This window comes from Cohnella sp. GCM10012308 (genome assembly GCF_042649185.1).
In the GTDB taxonomy this organism is placed as follows: domain Bacteria; phylum Bacillota; class Bacilli; order Paenibacillales; family Paenibacillaceae; genus Cohnella.
In genome coordinates this window covers 1-18,117 of the sequence record NZ_JBHRYU010000025.1, presented here as the reverse complement: position 1 = coordinate 18,117, position 18,117 = coordinate 1, and the positions used below count along the sequence as shown (strand labels likewise).

11 protein-coding genes are annotated in these 18,117 nt (G+C 61.2%); 8 read left to right on the top strand and 3 right to left on the bottom strand.

Going from position 1 to position 18,117, the window contains the following annotated elements; all coding sequences use genetic code 11:
* Window positions 1-389: 389 nt before the first annotated feature.
* Entirely contained in the window at window positions 390-1,685 is a 1,296-nt protein-coding gene (locus ACFOTD_RS23135; RefSeq protein WP_378122300.1) for a glycoside hydrolase family 125 protein, read from the bottom strand.
* 458 nt (window positions 1,686-2,143) lie between these two features.
* Here ACFOTD_RS23135 and ACFOTD_RS23130 point away from each other — a divergent pair, with 458 nt between their 5' ends.
* The 5 genes from ACFOTD_RS23130 (at window position 2,144) to ACFOTD_RS23110 (ending at window position 8,329) form a co-directional block, all read left to right on the top strand.
* The gene (locus tag ACFOTD_RS23130) at window positions 2,144-3,088 is read left to right on the top strand and encodes an ABC transporter permease (RefSeq protein ID WP_378122373.1); all 945 of its coding nucleotides are present in this window, start codon (window positions 2,144-2,146) and stop codon (window positions 3,086-3,088) included.
* A 17-nt stretch (window positions 3,089-3,105) separates the two neighbouring features.
* Window positions 3,106-4,026 carry a carbohydrate ABC transporter permease gene (locus tag ACFOTD_RS23125; protein WP_378122299.1) on the top strand — a complete coding sequence of 307 codons (921 nt, stop codon included), beginning with the start codon at window positions 3,106-3,108 and terminating at the stop codon, window positions 4,024-4,026.
* A gap of 120 nt (window positions 4,027-4,146) precedes the next feature.
* Window positions 4,147-5,748: an extracellular solute-binding protein gene (locus ACFOTD_RS23120; protein ID WP_378122298.1), complete on the top strand. Its 1,602-nt coding sequence runs from the start codon at window positions 4,147-4,149 to the stop codon at window positions 5,746-5,748.
* 20 nt (window positions 5,749-5,768) lie between these two features.
* Window positions 5,769-5,948, top strand: a complete 180-nt coding sequence (locus ACFOTD_RS23115; RefSeq protein ID WP_378122297.1) for a hypothetical protein — start codon at window positions 5,769-5,771, stop codon at window positions 5,946-5,948.
* Window positions 5,945-8,329 (top strand): glycoside hydrolase family 3 N-terminal domain-containing protein, encoded by a 2,385-nt coding sequence (locus tag ACFOTD_RS23110; RefSeq protein WP_378122296.1) that lies wholly within the window; start codon window positions 5,945-5,947, stop codon window positions 8,327-8,329. The genes ACFOTD_RS23115 and ACFOTD_RS23110 overlap by 4 nt, the downstream gene beginning before the upstream one ends.
* Window positions 8,330-9,117: 788 nt before the next feature.
* Here ACFOTD_RS23110 and ACFOTD_RS23105 read toward each other — a convergent pair.
* Window positions 9,118-11,448, bottom strand: a complete 2,331-nt coding sequence (locus ACFOTD_RS23105) for a helix-turn-helix domain-containing protein (RefSeq protein WP_378122295.1) — start codon at window positions 11,446-11,448, stop codon at window positions 9,118-9,120.
* A gap of 131 nt (window positions 11,449-11,579) precedes the next feature.
* Here ACFOTD_RS23105 and ACFOTD_RS23100 point away from each other — a divergent pair, with 131 nt between their 5' ends.
* The 3 genes from ACFOTD_RS23100 (at window position 11,580) to ACFOTD_RS23090 (ending at window position 17,625) form a co-directional block, all read left to right on the top strand.
* The gene (locus ACFOTD_RS23100; RefSeq protein ID WP_378122294.1) at window positions 11,580-14,876 is read left to right on the top strand and encodes a beta-galactosidase; all 3,297 of its coding nucleotides are present in this window, start codon (window positions 11,580-11,582) and stop codon (window positions 14,874-14,876) included.
* 209 nt (window positions 14,877-15,085) lie between these two features.
* Entirely contained in the window at window positions 15,086-16,441 is a 1,356-nt protein-coding gene (locus tag ACFOTD_RS23095; protein WP_378122293.1) for a hypothetical protein, read from the top strand.
* A gap of 116 nt (window positions 16,442-16,557) precedes the next feature.
* Window positions 16,558-17,625: a sirohydrochlorin chelatase gene (locus tag ACFOTD_RS23090; protein WP_378122292.1), complete on the top strand. Its 1,068-nt coding sequence runs from the start codon at window positions 16,558-16,560 to the stop codon at window positions 17,623-17,625.
* Window positions 17,626-17,797: 172 nt separating this feature from the next.
* On the opposite strand, the gene ACFOTD_RS23085 is transcribed toward ACFOTD_RS23090, so the two are convergent.
* Window positions 17,798-18,117: IS66 family transposase (locus ACFOTD_RS23085; RefSeq protein WP_378121993.1), on the bottom strand; the 320-nt coding region annotated here is incomplete at its 5' end.

Here is an 18,117-nt window from a genome sequence, read left to right as displayed (position 1 = left end):
GGACGGGGGCTAGCGGTTCCACCAACTTCGATCGTGACGGGCCGGGGCTGGAAAGTCTCAAGCAGAAACAACCGAGCCGTCTCGAAGCACCGCATCGCCCCGAAAGTCTCAAGCAGAAACAACCGAGCCGCCTCGCAGCGCCGCCTCGCTCCGAAATTCTCAAGCAGAAACAACCGAGCCGTCTCGAAGCGCCGCATCGCCCCGAAAGTCTCAAGCAGAAACAACCGAGCCGTCTCGAAACACCGCATCGCCCCGAAAGTCTCAAGCAGAAACAACCGAGCTGCCTCGCTCCGAAAGTCTCAAGCAAACATTCCTGCGATTTCGAATGGTCTTTCAGAACAATTCGTGTCCGCCAGGAACAACCTTATGTGCCACGAAGCTTCCGCGCCCTACACCCAACCCTTATCCATCGCCTTGCAGATCACCTGCGCGAAGAGCGAGTTGGACCAGGCGAACCAGGGGCGGGTGAAGATCGCGGGATCGTTGCAATCAAAGCCTTCGTGCATGAAGCCCGTGTCGGCGTCCGTGGCGATCAGCACCTCGATGAGGTCCTTGACCTCCTGCTCGTCCGTGCTAGTCAGCGCCTGCATGGACAAGGCCATATGCCACACATAGCCATCCTTGGTATGAGGGCTGCCGATGCCCTTGGCGTACTTACCCTCGAAGTAGTACGGGTTGTCAAAGCTGAGCGCGAACCGTCGCGTGTTCTGATAGACGGGATCGTCCGCCGAGGCGTAGCCGAAGTACGGAATGGACATGAGGCCCGGCGTGCCGGCGTCGTCCATCAGGCAGTAGTTGCCGTAGCCGTCGGTCTCGTACGCGTAGATGCGGCCGAAGCGCGGATGGTTGACGATGCCGTAGGCGCGGATGCCGAAGTCGATCTGCTCGCGCAGTTTCTGCGCGCGCTCGGCGAGGCCGGCGTCCTTGTAGATCGTGCTCGCGATCTCACGGATATGGCCGAGGATGACGACGGCGAACATATTGCCCGGCACGTTGTAGCCGAACAGGGACGCATCGTCGCTCGGCCGGAAGCCGGACCACGTCATGCCGGTGTAGTTGACCGGCAGGCCGAGGCCGTCGTTTTGCATCGTCTCTGTCTCTTTGAAGCCGGGACGCAGGAAACGATAGGGCGACTTTTCCATATGGCGCTGCTCGGTGCGGATGACGTCCACGATCGAGACGAGCGCCTGGTAGCAGGCGTCGTCGAATACGTCCGTTTTGCCGGAGGCCTGCCAATAGTCGTACAGCAGCTGCACGGGGAAGCAGAGGGAATCCAGCTCGTACTTGCGCTCCCACATCCAGGGGGTCATGTCGGACAGGTCGCCGTCGTTGTAATGCTTGCCGCTAGCCGTCTCGTTGAACGCATTCGTATAAGGGTCCTGGTTAATGTAAAAAAGCTGGCGGCGAATGAGCCCACCGATAATCCGCTGGAGCTCTTCGTCCTCGCGGACGAACGGCAGATAGTGGCGCACCTGCTCCACCGAGTCGCGCAGCCACATGGCCGGAATGTCGCCGGTGAAGACGAAGGTCGTGCCGTCGTCCAGCAGCTTGGTCGTCGTCTCTAATGTATTGGGGAAGCAGTTGCGGAACATCCGCTGCAGCTTGGGTCGATGGGCAAGACGCCGATCGGCTTGATCGAGAAAATCGCGGATCGAAGCGGGCAGGGCGGATACAGTCTGCGTCATATTCTTTTCCTCCTTGGCGTGGCTGGCTGATTGGAACGGGAAGGGCCGTCAGGCTCGTTACGAATCAACAAACAGGTTGTCACACCTCGCGCAAGCGCGCAATATGTAACGTTTGCAGCCCTGAAAACGGTTAAAACTTTACACATTCCGCCCCTCGTCCAAATGAGAGCGCCTACATCCCAAACCCTTGCGCCGCAAGGGTTTCGCGCCTTTTACAATGACAATGCACATCTCACATATTTACGGTGCGCGCCTGTCTTCCCTACAATTCGAATTGTAATCGCTGCCACGCCGCTGCCTGCCGAGGGATGAATGCGCTCACAGGATAAGAGGTCGTGACGGAAGCTTACGCGAAGGGCGGAAGAGCACGATCGTTTCCCTAAGCCGCGAAGTTCCGCCTGGCGGTTCAGCAAGAAGGGAGGAGCAACGTGAAAGCAGAAACGCAGCAAGTTCAAACGATGGACGGCGGCCTGCCGCTGCCGACGAAGCTTGCCGAACGCGCGTCGCTCGGCAAACGGATCTGGCGCAACTGGGAGCTGTACCTGTTCGTCGCGCCGGCGCTGGTCTACTTTATTTTATTTCATTACCTGCCCATGTACGGGATCCAGATCGCGTTCAAAAACTTTATGCCGGCCAGAGGCGTCATGGACAGTCCCTGGGTCGGATTCGATCATTTTGAACGGTTTTTCCACTCGTATTATTTCTGGGATCTGATCTGGAACACGTTCGGTATCAGCTTGTATGCGCTTGCGGTCGGATTTCCGCTGCCGATCATCCTGGCGCTCGCCTTCAACGAAGCGAAGAACGGGCTGTTCAAAAAATCGGTCCAGACCGTGACGTACGCGCCGCACTTCATCTCCGTCGTCGTCATGGCCGGGATGATCATTACGTTCCTGTCGCCGTCGTCGGGCATCATCATCAAAATCCTGGAGTGGGTGGGCATCGACGCGCCGCAGTTCCTGACGGATCCGCGGTGGTTCAAAACGGTGTACGTCCTGTCCGAGGTGTGGCAAAGCGCGGGCTGGGGCACGATCATCTATCTGGCGGCACTGGCGGGCGTCGACCCGCAGCTGCACGAGGCCGCCATCGTCGACGGCGCGAGCCGGTTTAAACGCGTCCTGCATATCAACCTGCCGACGATCGTCCCGACGATCACGATCATGCTCATTCTGAACATGGGCAATATCCTCGGCGTGGGCTTCGAGAAGATCCTGCTGCTGCAAAACTCGCTTAACATGGAATCTTCCGACGTCATTTCCACCTTTGTCTATCGAACCGGCCTGGTCGACGCGCAGTACAGCTTCTCGACCGCCGTAGGGCTGTTCAACTCGGTCATCAACGCCATCCTGCTGATTCTCGTCAACCGTATCGCCAAGCGGACCAGCGAGACCAGTCTGTGGTAGAAGGGAGAAATGCGCATATGAACCAAGCCAACGCTGCGATAAAGGCGTCCAAGGGCGACAAGGTCTTCATGTTCATCGTCTATCTGTTCCTCGCCATCGCGCTAATCGTCGTGCTGTATCCGCTCATTTATATCCTCAGCGCGTCGATCAGCTCGCCGAAGCTCGTGAACGCCGGAGAGATGTGGCTGCTGCCCAAAGGCATCACCTGGGACGGCTATACGCTCGTGTTCCAAAACTCCAAAATCTGGAGCGGTTATCTCAATACGATCATCTACACCGTACTCGGGACGGCCCTTAACCTGGCTATAACGCTGCCCGCCGCGTACGCGCTTAGCCGTTCCGATTTTGTAGGACGCACGTTCTTCGTTATTATTATCCTGGTCACGATGTTCTTCAACGGCGGACTGGTGCCGACGTACCTCGTGGTCAAGGACCTTCATCTGATCAACACGATGGGCGCGCTCATCCTGCCGGTGGCCGTCTCGGTCTGGAATCTGATCGTCGCCAGGACGTTCTTCCAGACGACGATTCCGAGAGAGCTGCAGGAAGCCGCGCAGATCGACGGCTGTACGAACCTGAGGCTGTTCACCCGCATCGTGCTGCCGCTGTCTTTTCCCATCATCGCGGTTATGGCGTTGTTCTACGGGGTCGCTCACTGGAACAGCTACCTGCCGTCCTTGCTCTATCTGAACGACGCAGCGAAGTATCCGCTCCAGATGGTGCTCAGGCAGATCCTCGTCCTTCAGGAGATGACGGCGGAGACGACCGGCGCCGCGATCAGCGGGGATATCGCCAAGGCGATGAACTCGAAGGCGGAGACGGCCTCCCTGCTCAAATATGCGGTTATCGTCGTATCTACGCTGCCGATTATCGCGGTCTATCCGTTTTTGCAGCGTTACTTCGTTCAAGGCGTCATGATCGGCTCGGTCAAGGGCTGACGGCACGCGGGCTCTATTAATAACTGGCTTCGGCCGCTTATTATATAAGCCCCGCCGTCGCTTGCGGCGAACGGGGCGACCCATTACGCGATTCATCATTATAAACGGGAGGGTTCATCCATGGGATCGTACGCAAAAACAGGCAAGCTGCTGCTCGCGGCGTCAATCGGAGTCGGCCTGCTGGCCGGCTGCGCCTCGAACGAGAAAAAAGAATCGGCAAGCGCCACCGTAAACAAAGAAGGCTTTCCGATCGTAAGCGAGCCGATGACGCTGACGCTGATGGCGCCTGATACGGGCGACCAGGACTGGAAAAAGATGAAGGTTCTCGACATCATGGCCGAGCAGAGCAACATCAAGCTCGACTTCCGCAACGCGCCCAAGGACAGCTTCGATACGAAGAAAAACCTCGTGTTCGCGAGCGGCGACTATCCGGACATGTTCTATGCCTCCGGGCTGACGACGGCCGAGCAGATCAACTACGGCGAGCAGGGCATCCTGATTCCGCTGGAGAATCTGATCGACGAGTATGCGCCGAACTTCAAGAAGGTACTGGAGGAGAATCCGGAAGTGCGCAAATCGATCACCGCGCCGGACGGCCATATCTACGCGCTGCCGGTCATCGAGATGAGCCAGCACTGGTATCGCAACCCGATCTGGTACAACGGCGATTTCCTGAAGGCGCTGAACATCACGAAGCTGCCGACCACGACGGAAGAGCTGTATACCTATCTGAAGCGCGTCAAAACCGAGGATCCGAACGGCAACGGCAAGGCCGACGAAATCCCGCTGACGGCGAGCAACGCCAGAGATGTCAACCTGCGCGACATCCGCACCTGGATCCTGGGCTCGTTCGGGGTGTATGAGGACACGATCTACGTCGACGACAGCAAGAAAGTGCATTACACGCCGCTGGAAGAGGGCTTCAAGCAGTATGTGACGTTCATGAACCGCCTGTGGAACGAGGAGCTGCTGGATCACGAGAGCTTCTCGCAGACGGACGAACAGAAGAAGGCGAAGGTACAGAACAACCAGGTCGGCATGTTCGCCAACTGGAACGCTTATATGTCCCTGGGCGGCGACCCTTCGACGAACGATCCGATGTACGCGCCGGTGAAAAGCGACATGGTCGACAAGCCGGCAATCGCGGCGAATGCCGGCATCACGCCGGGCGCGTTCGCGATCTCGAGCACGAACCCGTCCCCCGAAGCGTCGATGCGCTGGGTCGATTACCTGTATTCGTATGAAGGCGCGCTGCTGTTCAACAAGGGGCCGGAAGGCATCCTGTGGAAGTACACGGACGAAGCGACCCGCACGAAGGAATACCTGCCGATCCCGGACGGCGGCACCGACCGCGAGAAGTACCGCTCGACGCTGACGCCGAACTACGGCATCCCGGCGCCGACGATCAACACGGACGATATCGAAAAAGGATTGAAGGGCGACTTCGAGATCTGGGTCGCCAAGGAAACGCAGACGAAGCTGCTCGATCAAGGCGCGCGTCCGCCGTTCCCGACGCTGTTCCTCACGTCCGACGAGCAGACGCAGGTCAACAGCCTGACGTCCGACCTCAATACGTACGTCAACCAGATGGAAGCCAAGTTCATCACCGGCGCCGAGCCGCTGAGCAACTGGGACAAATACGTAGACACGCTGAAGAAGATGGGCGCCGAGAAGATGGCGAAGATCTATCAGGGCGCGTACGACCGTTGGGCTTCTAACTAAGAGGCTGGGGAAGATGGCGGATGGAAGGGCAGGCTGCCGCTAGCCCGGCGGACGGCTTTCCGTCTGCCCTCTGTCTTCCGTCTGTCTCCCGGCCTGACAGCTTCAACGATTCTCCGTCGTCGCTCGCCGATGCGGAGAATTTTTTTTACAAGGAAAATCAGCGCGGCATTATGGATGCGAACGAGGTGCGATTAACGTGAGGTATAAAGAGGCCGGCCTGCCGGTGAAAGAGCGAGTCGAAGACCTGCTGGCGCGCATGACGACGGCGGAGAAAATAGGCCAGCTGCTGCAGCCCTTCGGCTGGCACAGCTACAGTAAGCGGGCGGACGGCGGCATCGAGCTGACCGAGACGTTCAAGTCGCAGCTGGCGGAAGGCGGCGTCGGGTCCCTGTACGGGACGCTGCGCGCCGATCCGTGGACGGGCGTCACGCTCGCGACGGGCTTGTCTCCCGAGGAGGGCGCAGCCGCGGTGAACGAGATTCAGCGCTATGCGATCGAGGAGACCAGGCTTGGCATTCCGATCCTGTTCGGCGAGGAGTGCTCGCACGGCCATATGGCGATCGGCGCGACGGTATTCCCGGTTCCGCTCAGCATCGGCAGCACGTGGAACCTGGACCTGTACGAGGAGATGTGCCGCGCCGTCGCGCTGGAGACGCGCAGTCAAGGCGGGGCGGCAACGTATTCGCCGGTGCTTGACGTGGTGCGCGATCCGAGATGGGGACGCACGGAGGAATGCTTCAGCGAGGACCCGTACCTCGTATCCGAGTTCGGCGTGCGGGCGGTACGCGGACTTCAGGGCGACCGGCTCGACGCGGCGGACAGCATCTTGGCGACGCTTAAGCATTTTGCCGCCTACGGCAGCTCGGAGGGAGGCCGCAACTCGGCCGCCGTGCATATGGGGCCGCGCGAGCTGCATGAGGTCGACCTGCTGCCGTTCCGCAAGGCGGTGGAGGCGGGCGCCCGCTCGGTGATGACGGCCTACAACGAGATCGACGGTGTGCCCTGCACGACCAGCAGCCACCTGCTGCAGGACATATTGCGCGATCAGTGGGGGTTCGACGGCTTCGTCATTACCGACTGCGGCGCGCTCGGGATGCTGGTCAAGGGTCACAACACGGCGGCAAACGGAGAAGAAGCAGTGGCGCAGGCGCTCGGGGCGGGCATCGACATGGAGATGTCGGGCGAAATGTTCCGCTCGTACCTGGAGGCGGCGCTGGAGCAGGGCATGGTAGGTACGGAGGAGCTCGACCTGGCCGTGTCGCGGGTGCTTGCGCTTAAGTTCGAGCTGGGCCTGTTCGAGCGGCCTTACGTGGATCCGGTGCTTGCCAAGCAGGCGATCGGATCCGAGCCGCACCGTGAGCTGGCGCGCCGGTTGGCTAGCGAGGGCATCGTGCTGCTCAAAAACGAAGGCGGCATCCTGCCGCTGGACAAGCGGGGCAAAAGCAAGCTCGGGGTCATCGGGCCGAACGCGAACGCGCCGTACAACCAGCTCGGCGACTATACGTCGCCGCAGCCGCCGGGACGGATCGTGACGGTGCTGGACGGGATTCGGAAGGCGCTGGGGGAAGACGGCGAAGGTTGGGGGCTTGGCGTTGAGGGCGAAAACGGAGTGCTGAGGGATGACGGCGAAAATCAGGTGCGGGAGGATGGCGGCGAAGATCGGGTGCTGTACGCACCGGGCTGTCGCATCCGTAGCGACGAGCGCGAAGGCTTCGCGCACGCGCTGTCCGTTGCGGAGCAGGCCGATGTGGTGGTGATGGTCGTCGGCGGCTCAAGCGCGCGCGACTTCGGCGAGGGGAGCATCGATCTGGCGACCGGCGCCTCGGTCGTCACGGACCATGCCTGGAGCGACATGGAATGCGGCGAGGGCATCGACCGGTCTACGCTAAACCTGCAAGGCGTACAGCTGGAGCTGATGCAGGAGGTGCACAAGCTGGGCAAACCGGTCATCGTCGTGTACATCAACGGCCGGCCGATCGCGGAGCCCTGGATCGAGGAACATGCCGCCGCGATCGTGGAGGCGTGGTATCCCGGCCAGGAGGGCGGACATGCCGTCGCCGACATTTTGTTCGGCGACGTGAATCCGTCCGGGCGGCTGACGATCAGCCTGCCCAAGCATGTCGGCCAGCTGCCGGCGTACTACTACAAGCGTCGTACGCGGGGCAAGCGCTATCTGGAGGACGACTTTAAAGCCCGGTATCCGTTCGGGTACGGGCTGAGCTATACGTCGTTCAAGTACGAGGACTTGCGGATCTCGCCAGCCGTGATCGGACCGGACGACACCGCCGAGGTGAGCGTGACCGTTCGTAATGCTGGCGGGCGTGCGGGAGCGGAGGTGGCGCAGCTGTACGTCACGGATGTCGCCTGCTCCGTCACGCGGCCGGAGATCGCGCTGAAGGCGTTCCGCAAGCTATGGCTCGAACCGGGCGAGAGCCGGACCGTGACGTTCGCCGTCGGTCGCGAACAGCTCGAGATGGTCGGCCCGAGCCTGACGCGCGTCGTCGAAGACGGCGAGTTCCTCATCCGCGTCGGTCCGAGCTCGGAGGCGTATCAGACCGGGTCGCTGACGGTGAAGAGTTAGCCGGAAAGAACCGGTTAACGGGGCAGAAGCTAGTTTGCTTAGGGCCGAGATAGCCGGAAAAACCGGCTATCGGAGCCGAAGTTAGTATGTTGGAGCCGAGATAGCTGGAAAGACCGGGTAACGAAGCCCGGAGTGGAATCTAGTAGGTGGAATACCTCGCTGTGGTGGGATAGCGGAACTTATTTCCTTTAAGGTAACTTTGGCACGCATACTGCGGAGGCATAGCGGAACTCATTTCCGCTAAGGTGTCTCTTGCACGCTCGCTGTGGCGGGATAGCGGAACTTATTTTCTTTAAGGTAACTTTGGCACGCATACTGCGGAGGCATAGCGGAACTCATTTCCGCTAAGCTACCTTATAACCCTCACTGTGGCGGGATAGCGGAACCTATTTCCTTTAAAGTAACTTTGGCACGTATGCTGCGGAAGAATAGCGGAACTCATTGCCGCAAAGGTACCATTTTCATGCTCGCAGCGGGGGAGATAGCGGCACGGATTGTCACTAACGGGCCTACTCGCGCTTGCAACGGGGGAATAGCGGCACGGGCTGCCGCTAATGCGCCTTCCCGCGCTCGCAACGGGGAGATAGCGGCACGGGCTGCCGCTAATGCGCCTTCCCGCGCTCGCAACGGGGGAGATAGCGGCATGGATTGCCGCTATGCGCCTTCCCGCGCTCGCAACGGTGAGATAGCGGCACGTGCTGCCGCTAATGCGCCTTCCCGCGCTCGCAACGGGGGAGATAGCGGCATGGCCTGCCGCTATGCGCCGGAAGCTGCTATCCGGCACATGCTTACTCGGCGGGAACGTTCACCTGCGCGTACAGCTTGCGGTACTGGCCGGGGGTGTAGCCGGTCTCGTTTTTGAACTTGCGGATGAAGTTCGGCGCGTCGAGGTAGCCGACCCGCTCGATGATCTCCTTGAGCGGTGCGCTCGTGGTGACCAGCTGGCGCATCACCTCGTCCGTGCGAAGCCGCCAGATGTACTGGGAGAAGGTCATGCCGATCTTTTCTTTGAAGCTGCGGCTCAGGTACGAGGTCGATATGGAGTACTTGAGCGCGATATGCTCGAGGCTGAGCGTGTAGTCGGCGTACTGGCTGTCCACGTACTCGACGATGTTCTCGATGAGCGACTGCTGCTCGGTCTCGGTATTGCGCTCGACCTGGCGGCAGATTAACGCCGACAGCTCGATTAGCTGGCTCTCGAGCTCCTCGAGCGTCTCGAACGACGTGAAGCCGGGAATGTTGTTCATCACGCCCGTCATGCCGTACTCCGACGCGGTGCGCAGCAAGGCGTTGAGCAGATCGAAGCAGACGCAGCGGAGCAGGGAAACGGACAGCTTCACGCCGCGGATCTCTTCCACGAGGCCTTGAATCGTCTGCGCGGCGACCGCCTCGTTGCCCTGCTTGAGGCTCTGCTCGAGCTTCAGCATCGACTTCTTGGGCAGCCAGAACGCGTCGCCCGAAGCGTGCTCCTGCTGAGCCAGCCGCTCGAAGTAGGTGACGCGGCCCTGCTCGCCCATCAGGCGGAATTGCAGTGCCGTCGCCGCCTCGATAAATGACTGGTTCAGCTCGCCCAGGCTGCCGTACGGCGTGCCGACGCCAAGCGAGAGCTGCTGCCGCAGCGCGTCGCCGATATGCGACAGCACGGCGCCGACAACCTGCTCGACGCGTTCCTGCACCGGCTGATCGCCTTCGGCGCTCAGGCTGACCATCAACGCGAACCGCTCCGACGGCGATAGGTCTACGCCGTAGGCGCTCGCCCCCAGCTCCGGGAACTTTGCCTCGCGGAACCGCTCGGCCAGCTGCGCCACAATCGCGCGCGAAGACGCAGGATCGGGCAGCTCCTCCCAGGTGAGGATGACGGAGAAGCATAAGCTTTTACCCGGCGCCAGCTCCAGGCCCGCGCTTTGCACGAGCCGCTCGATCTCCGGATCCTCGGGCTTGCCGTGCTTCAGGAGCAAGAGCAAGCATTGATTGCGTACGTATGGCTGCTGCATATCGGCCCGCGCGCTGTACTCGTGAATCGTGTGGCGGATCCAGTCCCACTCGTTGCGGCTGTCCGTCGCCTCGGCGGTGCCGGTGCTTCTGAGTTTGACGAATTCCATCAGGTTCTTGATCGGGTGATACTGCCTTCTGGCCAGCACCATAGCCGCCGCGATGCCGATGAGACCGACAAGGCAGAAGACGATCAGGATCAGCGACTTGATATGCGCGACCCGGCTGAAAAACTGGTGGCTCGGCATCGTCGTCACGTAGGTCCAGCCGTTGGTCTCGGACTTCACCGCCACGACGGATTGCTGCTTGCCGTCCAACGTCAAGCTGTGAATGCCGGTCGACAGCGACGCGATCCGGTTCAGTCCGACCCGGTCCATCGTTTCCCCGCTGCTGGTGCCCGTCAGCTTGTTGCCCTGCGCGTCGAAAATGTAGCTGCTGCCGGAAAAGTCGTTCAAGATCGAAGACATCATGCCCGTCAGATTGGATTCCTTCATCAGATAGACGACCGTGCCGTACGGAAACGGGTTGTTCGGCTTGATCGGCACGAGCAGCGTCAGCATCGTCTCCTGGCGGGCGTTGATCGTAACCTGCTCGGCAGGACGCATGATCGGCTGGATCGCGGTGTTCATCTCGCGCGTCAGCTCCTGCCTGCTCGTCTGGCTGAACTGGTAGGTGCTCCCGAATGCCACGTCGAGATTCATCAGCCCGCGATAGGAGTAGACGACGGAATCGTCGCGGAAGTACAGAAAGAGATCCTGCAAAATGCTGCTGCTCGCCTTATAGTTCGCCAGCGTCTGAATCGCTTCCATCCCGTAGTAGTCGTGATGCACCATGTAAGAGGTCAGATGCTCGTCGTAGGTAATCCGTCCGGCAATGTCCTGCAGCTCTGCGATGCGGCCGTCCAAGGTCCGCTTGACTTGACCCAGCTGATTGAGGTTGGATTGCTCGATCTCGGTACGGAGGCTGCGAACGGCGCTCTCATATACGGAAGCCGTCACGCCGGTCAGCGGGATCAGGAAGATGAGGATGTAAGAGAGCGTGTATTTTAAGAGCAGCTTGGATTTAAAATGACTCCAGTTCAGGCGCATGCGAGAAACGAAAGCTCGCTTGTCCGTAAAGTTCAACATCGGCATCGCTCCCTGCATCAATCTCGTTCAACGAACGCGGGTTCAAACATTATAACGATATTCAATCATTATAACGATAACATGGGCGTCAAGGGAAGGAAAACGATTTCAAGTTTAAAGGAGCGTGCCACATGGCAACGATTATCTTTTACGACGCGCAGTTCCCCTATGAGGGAGCGGCGCCGGACGAAGCGGTACTGAGCGAGCTTCGGCGCGACTGCAAGATCGTCGATGCGGCGGGATTGGCCGGGGCATTGGAAGCGGAGGATGCGGGGACGTTTGTACATCTGCACGGGCCGTATTTTCCGAGGGATGCCTGGCCGGCGATCTCCCGACATCTCCGAATGGGCAAAGGCTGGGTGCATGCGGGCGGAGCGCCGTTCAAGCGGCCGGTCGGCCTGACGGCGGACGGCTGGGTCGCCGAGCCCGAGATGACGGCCTACCATCAGGAGATCCATATCCACGAGGCGCTGGTCGCGGACGGGACACGCTCAGTCTCGCTGCGGCACAATCCGGAGCGCCCGCTGCTGGCGGGCAGCGAAGGGTTGTTCGGTATCGGCGAAACGTACGGCCTCGTGCTGCATGTGACGCATGAGCGCGATCAGTTGAACCAGGCGACCGGCTCCTCCGGGCCGATGAACGCCCGCATCCAGCCGCTGCTCGTCGGCGTCAGCGCCGAAGGCCGCGAGGTGACCGCGCCGGTCGTGCTGCTCGAGCACTTCCGCGGCGACTTCGCCGGCGGCAGGTGGCTGCTGGCGAACCAGCGGCTGACGGCGCGCTTCTGGTCCGGCGGCGGCGCTGCCGCGCTGATCCGCTGGGCGGCCTACTGCGAAGCCGGCGTGACCGAGCTGTGGCTCAAGCCGAGCTACGCGGCGTATCACGCGGGCGAAACGCCGCACCTCACCGTGCAGGCGCAGCGGATCACGCCGGCGAGCGGCACGGTGCGCGAGCCGGAGGACTGGCGCCTGCGGATCTCGCTGCGCAAGCGGGCGGAGCCGGCGTCGGAGCGGGAGGTTGCGGCGCATGAGCGGGAAGCTGCGGGAGCTGTGGATGCAGCCGGGCAGAATGAATCCGGTGCGCACGATACGGCGACCGCGGCGAGTTCGGACGCATCGGCTGCGATGTCCGCCGTTGATGCGCTCTGGCTCGAGGAGCTGGACCTGACGGCGGGGAGCGAGATCGCATACGTGAACTTCGTCGCGCCGATGTTGCTCGAACCGGGCAGCTACGCGATCGCCTGCGAAGCCGTGTCCGCCTCGGGCGAGCGGCGCCTGCTGCACCAGGGCTTCTGGTGCTACGACCGGGAGCTGCTGCGGCGCGGGTCTCCGCTGGCAGCCGGCCGGGATTATTTCATCAAGGACGGCAAGCCTTTTCCCGTAGTCGGGATGACTTATATGGCGTCGGATACGGGCCGCAAGTTCATTAACCTGCCGAACCCCGCGATCTGGGATCGCGAGATGGCGACGATGAAGCGGGCCGGCATCAACTGGATCCGCACCGGCATGTGGAGCGCCTGGCGGCACCTGATGTTCGAGGACGGGCATGCCTCCGAGGAGCAGCTGCGCGCGATCGACGCGTTTATATTGACGGCGGCGCGGCATGGTCTGGAAGTGACCTTCACGTTTTTTGCGTTCGCGCCGGAGGCATGGGAGGGACGCAATCCGTACCTGGATCCGCGCAGCGTTCAGGCGCAGAAACGCTTCATTGCAGCCATCGTCTCCCGGCACAAAGACACGTCGAACGTGCAGTGGGACCTGATCAACGAGCCCTCGCTTTTCGACCCGACGCGGATCTTCACGGGTCCCCGCGCGGTGCACGACAAGTTCGAGCGGCAGGCGTTCGGCCAGTGGCTGCAAGAGCGGCACGGTACGATCGACCGGCTGCAGGCGCGCTGGAACATGACGCAGGCCGAGCTGCCCGACTTCGCATCCGCGGAGCCGCCGGAGCAGATCGATATTGCTTTTGACATTCACGACATCAAGCGCCTCAAGAAAAACGGACGCTGGCTCGACTATACGCTGTTCACGATGGACATGCACAACCGCTGGGTCGAGGCGCTGAGCGCGACGATCCGGACGCTCGTCCCGGGACATCTAGTCACCGTCGGACAAGACGAGGCGCTCGGCAGAGGACCGCGGCCGTCGCCGTTCATGTATGCGCAGAGCGTCGATTACACCAACGTGCATACGTGGTGGCTCAACGATCAGCTGCTGTGGGACGGCCTGTTCGGCAAAGATCCGGGCAAGCCGACGCTCATCCAGGAAACGGGCATCATGTACGTGGAAATGCCCGACAATCGCGCCAAGCGGACGGAGGAGGAGCTGCGGAACCTTTTGGAGCGCAAGTACGCTTATGCCTTCGCGGGCGGCAGCGCCGGCGCCGTGCATTGGCTGTGGAACACGAATTATTACATGGATAACGTGTGCGAATCCAACATCGGCGCGCTGCGGGCGGACGGCACCGAGAAGCCGGAGGCGGACGTATCGTACGACTTCGGCCGTTTCATCGGAAGCATCGCGGACCTGTTCGAGGATCGCGAGCTAGCGGACATCGCCGTCGTTTTCCCGTATACGAACGACTTCTCGAGCCGCAGGTTCGCCTGCGAAGCGACGCAAAGCCTCACGCACGTGCTGGCTTACGATATGAAGGTGCCGTTCTACGGCATCAGCGAGCTGCATCTCGATTCGCTGTCCGCCGACAAGCCTCGGCTCATCATCGTGCCGAGCGCGCACAGCTTCAGCGACGAAGCGCTGACGCAGCTGCTCGGGCATGTCGAGATGCACGGCGGCACCCTGCTGTTCACCGGTCCGATCGGTCTCGACGCCTATTGGAAGCCGACTTCGAGGGCCGCCGAGGCGGTAGGCGCAGCCTATCGGCTGACCAACCTGTCGCGCGAGGAACAAGTGCGGATCGCAGGCCGCACGTACCGCGCTTCCTTCGGCGACCGCAAGATCGGCCAGCTGAACAAAGAGGTCGTGCCTGACGCGGACGGCAACGGCTGGAGTCAGACCAATGAGCTGCTCGTACGACCGCTCGGCGCTGGCAAGCTGCTCTGGTGTCCGCTGCCGCTCGAGCTGAACGAACGCACGGATACGCTGCAAGCTTTGTACGCGGCCGCGCTGCAAGAGGCGCAGGCGGGAATCGGCGCAATGGCGTGGGAAGAAGGCGGCGACCACCCGGGCGTTTATGGCACGAAACTGACTTTTAAACACGGAAGCTTGTATATCTTCATCTCGGAATCCGGCGCCGACTGCGAAGTCGCGATCAGGGACGGGGAGACAAGCTACCGCTTCACCGTGCCGAGCGAACGGTCTGTGCTGTTCGCAACGGACGCGCAGGGCGGGCTGATCGCCACGTACCGGGATACGGTCGTGAGCCAGTCCGGCCGGGTTGCTGGCGCAGATGAGAAAAGTGCTGCTGTGCGCTAAGTTAGGCTCTGCGAGCGAGTTGTCCGACATTGATACGAAGCGCTTGCCCCTGGGGCGGGCGCTTTCTTTTTGATAAAAATCTCAGATTTAAGCCGGAGAAATCGGTTTAATACATTTGTCAAAGACGGTATTCTGCCAGCATCAAGACAGGTTGCAAGCCGGAGTTACAGACTATTATCTATCTCAGACTATTATCTAGGGGGAAGCACATGTATCGGAAATTTCGAGCCATCGGCATCGCTCTCTTGGGGTTCATGATCACTGGGTCGGTCGGGCTGTCCGCCGGATCCGCGCAGGCTGCGTCAGCGGGGAAGACGGAGGCTGCGCAGGCGACGCCGGTCGCGACGGCTTCCTTCCAGGACAAGGACGAGCAGGCGGGAGCGATCGGCGGCATTTTATATTTGAACGAGGGCGGACAATCGGCGGCGAGCTACGAGGCCTATCTGCTGGACGATAAAGGCAAGCGCTACGGAAAGGCGATCGGCAAATACGCGCCTGAGCGGCATGCGTTCATCATTCCGGACGGTACGAAGGTGACGGGCAAAGCGGCGGCGCTGGGCGTGTTTAACGCCTCGGACAACGGCAAGTCCGCAGCCGTGCCGGTCGCGAAGGCGTCTCTGCGGGATTATCCGGCGTACCTGGTAGGAGAACTGACTTACATAGACGCGAATCCCTACACAAGCGCGTGGCCGGCGATCACCTGGAAGGATCCGGAGGACGGCACGGACTACGACGGCTACCAGATCGAATATCCGGGCGGTACGGAGAAAGTGGTCAAATCGTCGTCCGGCCGCTACAAGCTCCCGCTGAACAATCTCAACATTCTCGGCGAAGTGAAGGTCGTGCCTTACCGGGACGGCGGCGTTTTCGAATACAGCGCCAGCGCGACCGCGCAAACGTACGACGATATCCGGAACGAAGCGGCGAGCTGGGTCAATCCAGGCGATGTAAATTCTACCATTTCGCCTGTGTCTGATATTCACTTCAAGCCGGTCCTCTCCGGCGGCAAGACGCGCGTATCCGGCGAGCTCAGCTGGTACGACGCAGACAGCGCACATGCAGTGAACTACGTCGTGTACAGCGCCGACGCGAACGGCGTGCCGCTTCAACCGATCGCCGACGTGACCAACGACTATCCGTTCGACGGCAAGGCATATCGCGTGACGCTGCCGGAATTTCCGCTTAAGGACGTGAGCAGCGTTGCGATCTATGCGGTACGCGACAGCGGCAAGTCTGCGGCGTCCTGGGTGCCGGTCGGCGGCGATCCGGATCCGCTGTTCGTCGACACGGATGCGGAGGCAGGCAAGCTTGGCGGCACGGTGCTCGTGAAGCCGCGGTTCCCGGATTACGGCGCAGCGCTCTTCTTCGTGGACGAATGGCGGCAGCCGATGGGCTCGGCGGTCGACGTAGTAGAGGGCGAGAGCCGTTACTTCGAGATTCCGGCGGGCACGGCGGTGCCGGAGGGCGCCTGGAAGCTCGGGATCTACGACAACGGCGGGCTCGAGGGAAGCGAGTTCGAGAAGCTGCCGCAGTATATCGGGTTTGAGGATGTGGGAGGGGAATGAACGCTGTTGAAGCGTTCTTCTGCCCCAGCCAGCTCGCAGGATCCCACCGTTGACACCGCCTGCGGCGTTGGATAGCATGGAAGGAACAGCGTCGGGGGCGGGAGGCACGGAACGGGATGCAGGATCGGGCGAACGGTGTGCAAGAGCAGTCGGAGAACGGAATGCAGGTTCGGGCGAACGGGATGCAAGAGCAGGTGGATAACGGGATGCATGATTGGGCGAGCGGGATGCAAGAGCAGGTGCAGGATCGGGCAAGCGGGATGCAAGAGCAGGTGCAGGATCGGGCAAGCGGCGTTGAAGAGCAGTCGGCGAACGGGATGCAGGATCAGGTTTTTGGAAAATGTAGAGCGCCGTCGGAGGCGGGAAACAGAGCGGACAGCGGGGCGAGCGCGGAGGTTCGGCCAGGCGTGCTGGTCATCAGCCACGGCTCCCGCGAGCCGGGCTGGGTGGCGCAGGTGGAAGCAGCCGTCGCCGAGGCGAGGTCGAAGCTGCCGGCGGACCTGCCGGTCGCGGCTTCGTACCTGGAGCTGGTCGAAGGCCGGCTGATGCAGGACGGCGTGCGCGCGCTGGAGGCGCAGGGCGTGACCGACATTTACGCGCTGCCGCTGTTCGTCTCGTCGGGCAGCACGCATGTCGACGAGATCGGCTGGGCGCTCGGCGCTTATGCACAGCCGCGGCGCGAAACGGATCTGGAGCCGGTCGAGGTGACGGCGCGGCTCACGTACGGCCAGCCGATCGGCAGCGATCCGGAGATCGCCCGCGTGCTGGCGGACACGCTCGGCGCGCGGTCGCGCGAGCCCGCGGCGGAGTGCGTGCTGCTCATCGGGCACGGCAGCGACGAGCCCTGGTTTTACGAGGCATGGCGCCGGGAGCTGGAGGGGCTGGCGGCGGAGCTCGCGCGCATCGGCGGCTTTGCGGGCGCGGACGCCGCGCTGCTGCGGCCGGAAGAGACGGCGGCGCGGATCGCGGGTTTGCGGGCGAAGCATCCGGAGGCGCGGCTGCTCGCGGTGCCCGTTTTCCTGAGCGAAGGGTACTTCACCTCTTCGGCCGTGCCTAACCGACTCGCGGGGCAGGACATCGACTATGCCGAGAGCGCCCTGCTGCCCCATCCGCAGATCAGCGAATGGATCGTACACCGGGCGCGTGCCTGGCTCGAAACGCGCGAAGCTGTCTCCCCTTTTTAACCATATAAGAAAGTATAATTTGACGGCGAGTGATGGGCAGCTGAGCGCACACTCGGAATGCCGGAGCTTCTCGGTGGCTTGCAGGCCCCAAAACCTGCAATTATACATGCTTTTTCTGCCGACCGACGGTACCGGATGAAATACCTGCAAATGTGGTTACTACTTAGGTGAGCTAGAACTGAAACTGCCCGTGAATGGCGAGTGAGAGGGATTTGAGGACGGAAAGGTTTTGTTTGAGGAGCGTGGAGACGACGGATCGAATGCGTGCAAACTGCGTTGCTCCCAGCATGGTACGAAAAGTGCCGGATACTTTGGTTTTCACCTTGACCATTCGAATATCACGTTCTGCCTGATTATTGTCAAATGGAATTTGGACATCACGAAGAAAGGCCAGAATGGCGGTTTTGTATTGCTGAAACCGTTCGGCCAAATTCCCTGCCTTCCCTTTGGCATGTCTGCCGCGTGTGCCTTTTTCCTTGGGGATAAATCCTT